Genomic DNA, 10,173 nt, shown 5'->3' with positions numbered 1-10,173 from the left:
TGGATCTGGTCGATTATTCCGAGGCTCGGTTCAACGAGATCGTCGCCGAGTACCGTGAATTCGCCGAGAAGCTCGACGCGAAGGACATCCGCTTCGTGCCGATGTCGGCGCTGGAGGGCGATAACGTCGTCAACCGCAGCGAGCATTTGTCGTGGTACGTCGTTGATGGCCAACCAGGTCCCGCGTTGCTTGAACTGCTGGAAACGGTCGAGGTGGCCCACGATTCGAACCTCTCAGACCTGCGCCTGCCGGTGCAGAACGTCAACCGCCCGAACCTCGACTTCCGTGGCTACTGCGGCACGCTGGAAGCGGGCATCCTGCGGCCGGGGCAAACGGTCAAGGCGTTGCCGTCGGGCAAGCAGTCGACCGTCGAGCGAATCGTGACCTACGACGGCGATCTCGAGGAGGCCTACCCCGGGCAGGCGATCACCGTGACGCTGACGGACGAGATCGATATCTCTCGCGGCGACTGGCTGGTCGCAGCGGACGCCGAAGTCGCTCAGTCGAGCGCGTTGGAGGCGGATATCGTCTGGATGCACGACACCGCCCTGGAGCCAGGGCGGCTCTACGACTTCAAGCTGGCGACGCGTGAAGTTTCCGGGCGTATTAGCGTCGACTATCAGATCGACGTCAACACGCTCGAGCACCTGCCGGTTGAGGATCAGGACTCGGGGACACTGCCCCTCAATGCCATCGGTCGCTGCCGGGTGGAACTGACCGCGAGCGTACCGCTGGATGACTACCGCAAGAGCCCGGGTACCGGTGCCTTTATCGTGATTGACCGCCTGACCAACGTGACCGTGGGGGCGGGTCTGATTCGCGGCGCGGCCGACGGGAGTGTGACCGATGGCGAAGTCGATTGGCAGGCCTTCGAAATCGAATTCAATGCCTTGATTCGAAAACATTTTCCGCACTGGGAAGCCAAGGATGTGCGAACGCTGTTGAAAGGCTAAGCGCGACGAGGGGCGTGCCACCCGGCGCGCTTTTCCGATTGCCGTACCTGATTGCCGCACCCGAGTATCGGGTGCGGCTTTTTATTAACGTCAGATTAATTAACCTGTTAACAATAGTGTCTCCCATTGCTATAGTCGCTGCGCCTTGACGGCTGCCAGGGAAGCCGGAATCGCCAGACGATCGCGGTCGCCGCAGGTCGTGGGCGTGGTGATGCAGGGAGCACCCCGGGGCACATGACAAACTCGGGAACCGGTGCAGTTCGGCGGGCTGAAAATGTCATCGCCGATCACGGGCTTATTTTGTGCAGCCCGGATCGGCAGGTTCATTGGCTTTGTCCGCATGGATGTTGTTTGCAGGAACAGAAAAATGAAAGTTTCGCCACGGTTACCTCGTGTTCTCTCTGTCATCGGTCTGGGAGTGCTGGGCAGCTACGCTGCCACCGCCAGCGCCGAGATCAATTTGGTCACACCCGACACGGGCAGCAGCTCGGCCTGGGATCAGTTCGAAGTGCAGTTCGGTGGCAGCATTCGCGCCCAGTACCTGAACCGGGTCGGCGGCGCCGATGACCACAGCTATCAGCATCGCGGCTATGACGGCGGCACGCGCTTTCGTCTGCACGTCAACTATCGGGTCGACGAAGACCTCAAGCTCCTGAGCTACGCCGAGCTGGGCGTTGATACGGCTCATGTCCTCGGTATGGACGGACACTATCAGGATGGTCACAAGACGACCGACCGGCGTCAGGTCTATGCCGGTTTCGACAGCCAACGTTATGGCCGGCTGACGTTCGGTAAGCAGAACAGCGTCTACTACGACACGGTGGGCGTGCAGACCGACCAGTGGGACTACGACCTGAAAGCGCAGGCTTCCGGCGTGGGCATCGACGGTAACTACGATGGCTCCTACCGGACGCGCAAGAGTGCCAAGTACATCTACACCTACGGTGATGCTGAGTTTTTCGCAGGCTGGGTCTTCCCCGACGACGACCTGCATCTCGACAACGATCTGGATTACCGTCGCAAGAGTGGTGGTTCGCTGGGCGTCGCCTACTCGCTGACGCCGGATCTGACGCTGACTGCGGCCTATGCCAACACGGACGCCGAGATCAAGGGGCAGGGCGATCACGAGTCCTATCGTCAGCAGACCACGGGAACGGCGATCACCTGGGCGCCGGGTGCCTGGTATCTGTCACTTGGCGGTGGCTACTACACGGATTTCGTGCCTGCCGATGACGATAGCGTCGACGACTACTTCGCCAGCGACGCCTATGGTGTCGAGTATCTGGTCAAGTACACGCTGCCGGTCGAGGGGGTGCTGGTGCGCAACGTTCAGCCCTATGTCGCCGGCGATCGCGTGAAACTCGAGGGCAATGCCGACGAGCAGCGCAACCATCAGGTGGTGGGCCTGACGACCAATTTTGCCCACGGTTTCCGCCTTGATCTGGAAAGGATCTTTGCCAATACCTCGGATGACGAGGCGGATGGTTTCCTGGCCAGGGCGCGCTACGACTTCTGACGAGACGACCGCCGAGCCGTTCGCTGCGAACGGCGGTTGGGTCTGTTGTCGTGACCGTTTCCTGACTACGCTGAAACGATAACGTCGGCTCCGTGATGCCTTTGCATCCGGAGCCGATTCCGGTTTTGGCCGCGCTCGTGCCGCGGCGTATGATGTCGCTCTCGTCGTCCCGGCGATGGCGCTCGAAAGGACAGGCTCATGCAACAGGTTAACTGGCAGCTAGATGGCATCGTCACCCAGCTTCGCGGGATGCGCGAGACGTGGCGCGCCCAGAACGGGCGGGAAAAGGAGAAGGGGTGCCGTGAGCTGCCTTCGCGGCATCGCATCCGGGATACGCTGGATCAACTGAGCGGAGCGATCTTTCCTATGCGCCTGGGGCCCTCGGATCTGCGCAAGGAGAGCGAGGATTTTTATGTCGGCCACACCCTCGACCGCGCCCTCAATGCGCTGCATGAAGAAGTCCTGCTTGAGCTGCGCTACATGGCGAGGCTGAGTGATCAGGCGAGCGCTGAAGGGCCCGCCGATCACGAAGCGACCGCCACGCAGATCATCCAGGCCTTTGCCGATAACATTCCCGCGCTGCGGCGTACGCTGGATGGCGACGTGATGGCCGCCTATTACGGCGATCCGGCGGCGCGCAGCGTCGACGAAGTGCTGCTCTGCTATCCCGGGGTGCATGCCGTGATCTATCACCGCATCGCTCACTACTTCTATCGCGCCGGTGCCGGGCTTGTCGCGCGTATCATTTCCGAGCTGGCCCATTCCGATACGGGGATCGACATTCACCCTGGTGCGCGCATCGGTGACGGCTTCTTCATCGATCACGGCACCGGCGTGGTGATTGGCGAAACCGCGATCATCGGCAACCGTGTGCGCCTCTATCAGGCGGTGACCTTGGGGGCCAAGCGCTTCCCCGCGGACGAGAAGGGACATCTGGAAAAAGGGCTGCCGCGTCACCCGATCGTCGAGGACGACGTGGTCATCTATGCCGGTGCGACCATTCTCGGACGCATTACCGTCGGGCAGGGTTCAGTGATCGGCGGTAACGTCTGGCTCACCTGCAGCGTGCCGGCCGAGAGCAATATCACGCAGGCCAACATCCAGTCCGGCCCTTGCCCCTAACCCGACGGGTGCGGCGGTGCCACTCTGCTCAGCGCGCGGGCTTGCGCGCGATCAGCGTGGCGCGGCGCGGCGCAGGGTGGCCCTCCACTGTCTTCGATCGATCCTCGGGGTCGAGGAAGTCGGCCAGCGAATGGAAGGTCATCCAGTCGGTGGCGCGCTGCTCGTCCAGCGAGGTGACGGTTTCGTCGACGCAGCGGATCGCCTCGAAGCCGCAGCGCTCGAGCCAGTGGGCGAGCGCTTTCGATGAGGGCAGGAAGTAGACATTGGGCATGCTGGCGTATCGCTCGCCCGGCATGAACACCGTCTGCGCGTCGCCTTCCACCACCAGGGTTTCCAGAACCAGCTCACCGCCCGGTCTCAGGGTGTCCTTCAGCTGCAGCAGATGCTCCAGCGGCGAGGCACGATGATAGAGCACGCCCATCGAGAAGACGGTATCGAACGCGGCGAGGCGGGCGGGAACGTCTTCGATGCCGACCGGCAGAAAGTGCGTGCGATAGTCATCGGCAGCGCCGACGAAATGGCGCACGGCCTGGAACTGGCAGTAGAAGCGCGGCGACGGATCGATCACCAGCACGAAGGCGGCGCCGGCGCCTGCCATGCGCCAGGCGTGGTAGCCGTTGCCACCGCCGACATCGAGTACTCGGCGCCCTGCCAGCGGTGACAGATGAGGTGCAACACGTTGCCACTTCCAGTCGGAGTGCCATTCGGTGTCGATGGTGAGATCGCCGAGACGGTAGGGTCCCTTGCGCCACGGCATCAGGATCCGCAGCAGATTCTCGCAGCGGCGGCGATCGGCGTCATCGAACGCGAGGTCGACCGAGACATGATCGGCGTCCAGGGTAACCTGGCGCTCCGGCGGTAGCGCCGGCAGTTTGCCGACGGCTTTCTCCCACGCCGGCAGGTCGCCATGGCGCTGGCGATCAAGACCTCGGGCAAGCTGTTCGGGCAGCGCGGCAAGCCAGCGGGTCAGGCCCTGCTCGAGAAAGGCCAGATAGAGGCGGTGCTCGGCGTCTTTCAGTGGATCGGCAACACGTTCAGTCATGAGTTGCGCTTGCCTTGTCCTTGAACGCGACCATCGAGGCGAAATTGAGATACTGGAACCAGGTCGTGATGCGGGTGAATCCCGCCGTCTCCAGCCGAGCCCGATGGGCATCCAGCGTATCCGGCACCAGTACGTTCTCGAGTGCGTTGCGCTTCTGGCTGATCTCCATGTCGCTGTAGCCGTTGGCGCGCTTGAAGTCGTGATAGCGCTCCACCAGCCAGGCGTTTTCCTGTTCGTCGGGAGCGACGATCTTTTCGGAAAGCACCAGAATGCCGCCCGGCTCCAGCGCCTTGTAGAGCTCGGCGATGACCGCGTCGCGTTCGGTCGGCGGCAGAAACTGCAGGGTGAAGTTGAGCACGATCATGCCGCTGGTGCGATACTCGATCTGCCGGATGTCCCCCTCGAGAAATTGCAGGTGGTGTTCTGGACTTTCGCTGGCAGCGGTTTCCCGCGCGCGCGCCAGCATGGCTGGCGAGAGATCCACGCCGGTTAGCGCAAACGCCTCGGGCGGCAGGCGCCCGGCCAGTGCCAGGCCGACAGCGCCGAGCGAGCAGCCCAGGTCGTAGACGTGGGCCCCGTGGCGCAGATGGCGCTCCGCAAGCAGGCCCAGCATGCCCAGGATCTGGCCGTAGCCGGGAATCGAGCGACGCACCATATCCGGGAAACAGGCCACCACCTGTTCGTCGAAGGAGAAGCTGGCCACACGATCGAGGGGTGTCGAAAAGATGGCGTCACGGTAAGATGCGTCAATCATTGCCGGTAGACCGTTCACTTTGGGAATGCGTGGAGCGAGCGGCACCGATGGCTCGCCGATGGCCTAGTGTACGTTTTGCGCGCAGCCGCTGCACGCGGCGGGCGCTCGTTCGCGGCGGCCCGGCCCTCGCTTCGCGAGACAAGGAGAGTAGAGAATGTCGATACGTGAGACCCAGGCATGGAAAGCGCTCGAGGATCAGCTCGAGAGCGGCATGCGGGACATTCACCTGAAGACGCTGTTCCAGGAGAAAGCGTCGCGCTTCGAGGACTTTTCACTGCATGCGGCGGGCATTCAGCTCGACCTGTCCAAGCAGCGCTGGACGCCCGAGGTCCGTGACAACCTGTTGGCTCTCGCCCGCGAGGCCGGCGTGCCCGAGGGGATCCAGCGGCTACTGAACGGCGAGCGCGTCAACCGCACCGAGGATCGCCCGGCGCTGCATACGGCGCTGCGGTTGCCGCGCGACGCCAAGCTCGAGGTCGAAGGCGTGGATGTGGTCGACGCGGTCCATACCACGCTCGACAAGATGGAGACTCTGGTCGACAAGCTGCTCGAGGGGCAGTGGCGAGGCGCGACCGGTAAGCCGATCACCGACGTGGTCAACCTGGGTGTCGGCGGTTCCGATCTTGGCCCGCTGATGGTGACCTCGGCACTGCCCGATTTCGAGGCCAATAGCGCACACGAGATCGCGACGCACTTCGCGTCGACCATGGATGGCTCGCAGCTGGCCGATTTTCTGGGCTGGCTCAATCCTGAAACCACGCTGTTCATCCTGTCCTCGAAGTCTTTCGGCACCATCGACACGCTCTCCAACGCCTCGACCGCGCTGGATTGGCTCGCCAAGCGACTTGGCGGCGACGAGAATCTGATCAAGCGTTTTCATTTCGTCGGGGTCTCGACCAAGCCCGACAAGATGACCGAGTGGGGTATCGATCCGGCCAACCAGCTGCTGTTCTGGGACTGGGTCGGCGGCCGCTACTCGCTGTGGAGTGCAATCGGGCTGCCGATCGCCATCCGGGTCGGCATGGACAACTTCCGTCGTCTGCTCGCCGGCGCCCACGCCATGGACGAACATTTCCGCACGGCGCCGCTCGAGGAAAACCTGCCGGTCCAGCTGGCGCTGATCGGCATCTGGAACGTCAACTTCCTCGATATCCGTTCGCACGCGGTGCTGCCCTATGACGGCCGCCTTAAGCACTTGCCGGGCTACTTCCAGCAGCTGGAGATGGAGTCCAACGGCAAGTCGGTCACCAACGACGAAGCCGTGGTCGACTACTCTACCTGCCCGGTGATCTGGGGCGAAATCGGGCCCAACGGTCAGCACGCGTTCTACCAGCTCCTGCACCAGGGAACGCAGCCCGTGGCCTGCGATTTCCTCGCACCGGTCAATCGCTACAACAATGTCGAGGACGAGCACTTCCGCGGCGACCTGATGGCGCAGCATCGGCTGGCGCTGGCCAACTGCTTCGCCCAGTCACGGGTGCTGATGCTGGGAGACGACGCGGTCAAGTCCGACACCACGCCGCCGGGCTATAAGCGCTATCGCGGCAACCAGCCGTCCAGCACCATGCTGTTCGACAGCCTCAATCCGGCGACTCTCGGTGCGCTGATCGCGCTCTACGAGCACAAGGTGTTCGTCCAGGGTGTCATCTGGGATATCGACTCCTTCGATCAGTGGGGCGTCGAGCTCGGCAAGCAGATCGCGACCGAAACCGAGGAGATCATCGCCACGCAGCAAGGACTCGACTCGCTGGATGATTCGAGCCGTGGCCTGATCGAGTCGATCTGGCGTGGCCAGCGCGACGCCTGAGCGCCGCCGGATTTTCGATATGGCGATCGACGCCCATGAGCCGCCCCGCGAGCCTGTCGAGGGGCTGCTCTACCTGCATGGTTTCAACAGCGGCAGCGCTTCCCCCAAGGCGCAATTGATCCGCGAGGCCTGCGCGACACTGGCCGCAGCGCGCGGGCAACCGCTGCGCTGCCTGACGCCACATCTTTCGCATCGCCCGAAGCAAGCGCTGGCGCAGGCCTCGGAGGCGCTGAGCGAGCTGGGTGACAACACGCTGCTGGTCGGCAGTTCGATGGGCGGTTTTCTCGCGACCTGTCTGGCCGAAGAGCATGCGCTGCCGGCGGTGCTGATCAATCCGGCGGTCAAGCCGGCACGCTTCGTGGCCGATTACCTGGGACAGACCCTGGTCAATGACTACACCGGCGAGTCGTTCATGATCGAGTCGGCGCATCACGCCGAACTGACGGCGATGCAGTGGTGCCGGATACTGCACCCCGAGCGGTATCTGCTGCTGTTGGGTAGTGCCGACGAGACGCTCGACTGCCGCGACGCTCTGCGTACCTATGCCGGTTGCCGAACGCTGATCCATCCCGGCGGGGATCACGGTTTCAGCGAACTGGCGCGATACCTGCCGGCGTTATTCGCTCACGGTGGCTGGCAGTGGTCGTCTTGAGGTGAGTCTCCACCGTCTACTATCCACTGTCTGACGAAAGGGTCTGCGACAAATTAGCGAACACTGGAAATTTGACCAGTGTTATCATGGCGCTCGACACCCTCGGCAACGAACCGACGACGTAGCGATTTCGATCCTGCATTCACGGCGAGATTCTGCATGACGCAATACAGTGCCAGCTCCATCGAGGTGCTTTCCGGCCTCGATCCGGTCCGCAAGCGGCCGGGCATGTACACCGACACCTCACGCCCCAACCATCTGGCGCAGGAGGTCATCGATAACAGCGTCGACGAGGCGCTGGCCGGTTACGCGCACGAAATTCGCGTGACCCTGCGCGAGGATGGCGGCATCGAAGTGACCGATGACGGTCGCGGCATGCCGATCGACATCCATCCGGAACATGGCGTCAGCGGGGTGGAGCTGATCCTCACGCGGCTGCACGCCGGCGGCAAGTTTTCCCAGTCGAGCTATCGCTTCTCCGGCGGGTTGCACGGGGTCGGTGTGTCGGTGGTCAATGCACTGTCGACACGCCTGGAGGTGGAAGTCTGCCGCGACGGAAGTCGTCATGGCATCGCCTTCGAGAAGGGCGATAAGGTCGAGGAGCTGTCGGTCATCGGCAGCTGCGCCAAGCGCGCGACCGGGACCGTGGTGCGCTTCTGGCCGGAAGCCGACTATTTCGATAGTGCCAAGCTCTCGCTGCCGAGGCTCAAGCACCTGTTGCGCGCCAAGGCAGTGCTCTGCCCGGGACTTAAGGTGTCGCTCAAGGAGAGCGACGGCAACGAGAGTGTCTGGCAGTACGAAGACGGCCTGCGCGACTATCTGGCCCAAGCTACCGATGGTTTCGAGGTCCTGCCGGCCGCACCGTTCACGGGCCATTTCGCCGACGAGGAGCAGGCGGTCGATTGGGCGATCCAGTGGCTGCCCGAGGGCGGCGAGCCGTTGATGGAGTCCTACGTCAACTTGATTCCGACGCCGCTCGGCGGCACCCACGTCAATGGCTTTCGCAGCGGCCTGTTGGATGCCCTGCGCGAATTTTGCGAATACCGCAACCTGCTGCCTCGCGGGATCAAGCTGACGCCGGATGACCTGTGGGAGCGTGTCTCCTTCGTGCTGTCCGTGAAGATGCTCGATCCGCAGTTCGCCGGGCAGACCAAGGAGCGTCTCTCCTCCCGTACAGTTGCCGGCTTCGTCTCCGGTGTGGTCAAGGATGCCTTCTCGCTATGGTTGAACCATCACACCGACCAGGCCGAGGCGCTGGCCGAGGTGGTGATCAACGCCGCGCAGCGGCGTCAGAAAAGCGCCAAGAAGGTGGCGCGCAAGAAGGTCACGGCGGGTCCCGCCCTACCGGGCAAGCTGGCGGACTGCTCGGGCCAGGATCCGGTCGCCAGCGAGCTTTTCCTCGTCGAAGGGGATTCCGCCGGCGGCAGTGCCAAGCAGGCGCGCAACCGCGAGACCCAGGCGATCCTGCCCCTGCGCGGCAAGATCTTGAATACCTGGGAGGTCGAGTCCGGCGATATCTACAGCTCGCAGGAGGTGCATGACATTGCCGTGGCGATCGGGCTGGATCCCGGCAGCGACGACCTCTCCAAGCTGCGTTACCACAAGATCTGCATTCTCGCCGATGCCGACTCCGATGGCCTGCACATCGCGACACTACTTTGTGCGTTGTTCGTGCGCCATTTTCCGGCGTTGGTCGACGCCGGGCATGTCTTCGTCGCCATGCCGCCGCTTTACCGTATCGATCTCGGCAAGGAGGTCTTTTACGCCCTCGACGAGAGCGAGAAGGCCGCCACGCTCAAGCGGCTCGAGGGCAAGCGCGGTACACCCAACGTGCAGCGCTTCAAGGGGCTGGGTGAAATGAGCCCGCTGCAGCTGCGCGAGACCACCATGGCACCGGATACCCGACGTCTGGTGCAGCTCACCCGTGAGCTCGACGACGGCACGCTGGAGATGATGGATATGCTGCTGGCGCGCAAGCGAGCGAGCGATCGGAAGAGTTGGTTGGAAGATTACGGCAATCTCGCCGAGATTGAGGTCTGACATGCCTGCGCTCGGCCCATACGGCGTTGAACGATGAGCGTCGAATGCTCATTGACACCCCAGTCAACTGAGCTTCGCCGCTCATCGTCCGCCTTGTCTGAGCCGCGCTCGGCGATGCCCTAGACGTTGCGATGTTGCCCATCGCGATGAGATTGCGCTGCTAAAAGGGATTCGCCGTTACAGTCTTGCTCGAAGCTCGAAGCTCGAAGCTCGAAGCTCGAAGCTCGAAGCTCGAAGCTCGAAGCTCGAAGCTCGAAGCTCGAAGCTCGAAGCTCGAAGCTCGAAGC

The 10,173-nt window shown here is 63.0% G+C and carries 8 protein-coding genes; 6 read left to right on the top strand and 2 right to left on the bottom strand.

What is annotated here, in order from left to right; translation table 11 throughout:
- The 3 genes from MC381_RS06495 to epsC form a co-directional block, all read left to right on the top strand.
- On the top strand, nt 1–953 hold a 953-nt coding region (locus tag MC381_RS06495), incomplete at its 5' end, for an elongation factor 1-alpha C-terminal domain-related protein (protein ID WP_445380964.1).
- A gap of 367 nt (nt 954–1,320) precedes the next feature.
- Entirely contained in the window at nt 1,321–2,469 is a 1,149-nt protein-coding gene (locus MC381_RS06490) for a porin (protein ID WP_251976910.1), read from the top strand.
- Between the two features lie 198 nt (nt 2,470–2,667).
- The gene (epsC, locus tag MC381_RS06485) at nt 2,668–3,591 is read left to right on the top strand and encodes a serine O-acetyltransferase EpsC (RefSeq protein WP_251976909.1); all 924 of its coding nucleotides are present in this window, start codon (nt 2,668–2,670) and stop codon (nt 3,589–3,591) included.
- Between the two features lie 28 nt (nt 3,592–3,619).
- Here the strand turns inward: epsC and cmoB are convergent, their stop codons facing one another.
- Both cmoB and cmoA read right to left on the bottom strand, forming a co-directional pair.
- Nucleotides 3,620–4,633, bottom strand: a complete 1,014-nt coding sequence (gene cmoB / locus MC381_RS06480; RefSeq protein WP_251976908.1) for a tRNA 5-methoxyuridine(34)/uridine 5-oxyacetic acid(34) synthase CmoB — start codon at nt 4,631–4,633, stop codon at nt 3,620–3,622.
- Entirely contained in the window at nt 4,626–5,387 is a 762-nt protein-coding gene (gene cmoA, locus MC381_RS06475) for a carboxy-S-adenosyl-L-methionine synthase CmoA (protein WP_251976907.1), read from the bottom strand. The genes cmoB and cmoA overlap by 8 nt, the downstream gene beginning before the upstream one ends.
- Before the next feature lie 154 nt (nt 5,388–5,541).
- Here cmoA and pgi point away from each other — a divergent pair, with 154 nt between their 5' ends.
- From pgi to parE, 3 genes are all read left to right on the top strand, one after another.
- Nucleotides 5,542–7,194, top strand: a complete 1,653-nt coding sequence (gene pgi / locus MC381_RS06470; RefSeq protein WP_251976906.1) for a glucose-6-phosphate isomerase — start codon at nt 5,542–5,544, stop codon at nt 7,192–7,194.
- A 19-nt stretch (nt 7,195–7,213) separates the two neighbouring features.
- Entirely contained in the window at nt 7,214–7,846 is a 633-nt protein-coding gene (locus MC381_RS06465; RefSeq protein WP_251976905.1) for a YqiA/YcfP family alpha/beta fold hydrolase, read from the top strand.
- Nucleotides 7,847–8,005: 159 nt separating this feature from the next.
- Nucleotides 8,006–9,886, top strand: a complete 1,881-nt coding sequence (gene parE, locus MC381_RS06460) for a DNA topoisomerase IV subunit B (RefSeq protein ID WP_251976904.1) — start codon at nt 8,006–8,008, stop codon at nt 9,884–9,886.
- The last annotated feature ends 287 nt before the right edge of the window (nt 9,887–10,173 follow it).

Source organism: Salinicola avicenniae (genome assembly GCF_023736115.1).
GTDB lineage: Bacteria > Pseudomonadota > Gammaproteobacteria > Pseudomonadales > Halomonadaceae > Salinicola > Salinicola avicenniae.
This window is presented reverse-complemented; position numbering and strand designations above follow the sequence as displayed.

What these genes read in the sequence shown, in the direction of transcription:
- parE (WP_251976904.1), top strand. Translation starts at nt 8,006, where the DNA reads ATGACGCAATACAGTGCCAGCTCCATCGAGGTGCTTTCCGGCCTCGAT.
- cmoA (WP_251976907.1), bottom strand. Translation starts at nt 5,387, where the DNA reads ATGATTGACGCATCTTACCGTGACGCCATCTTTTCGACACCCCTCGAT.
- cmoB (WP_251976908.1), bottom strand. Translation starts at nt 4,633, where the DNA reads ATGACTGAACGTGTTGCCGATCCACTGAAAGACGCCGAGCACCGCCTC.
- MC381_RS06465 (WP_251976905.1), top strand. Translation starts at nt 7,214, where the DNA reads ATGGCGATCGACGCCCATGAGCCGCCCCGCGAGCCTGTCGAGGGGCTG.
- MC381_RS06490 (WP_251976910.1), top strand. Translation starts at nt 1,321, where the DNA reads ATGAAAGTTTCGCCACGGTTACCTCGTGTTCTCTCTGTCATCGGTCTG.
- pgi (WP_251976906.1), top strand. Translation starts at nt 5,542, where the DNA reads ATGTCGATACGTGAGACCCAGGCATGGAAAGCGCTCGAGGATCAGCTC.
- epsC (WP_251976909.1), top strand. Translation starts at nt 2,668, where the DNA reads ATGCAACAGGTTAACTGGCAGCTAGATGGCATCGTCACCCAGCTTCGC.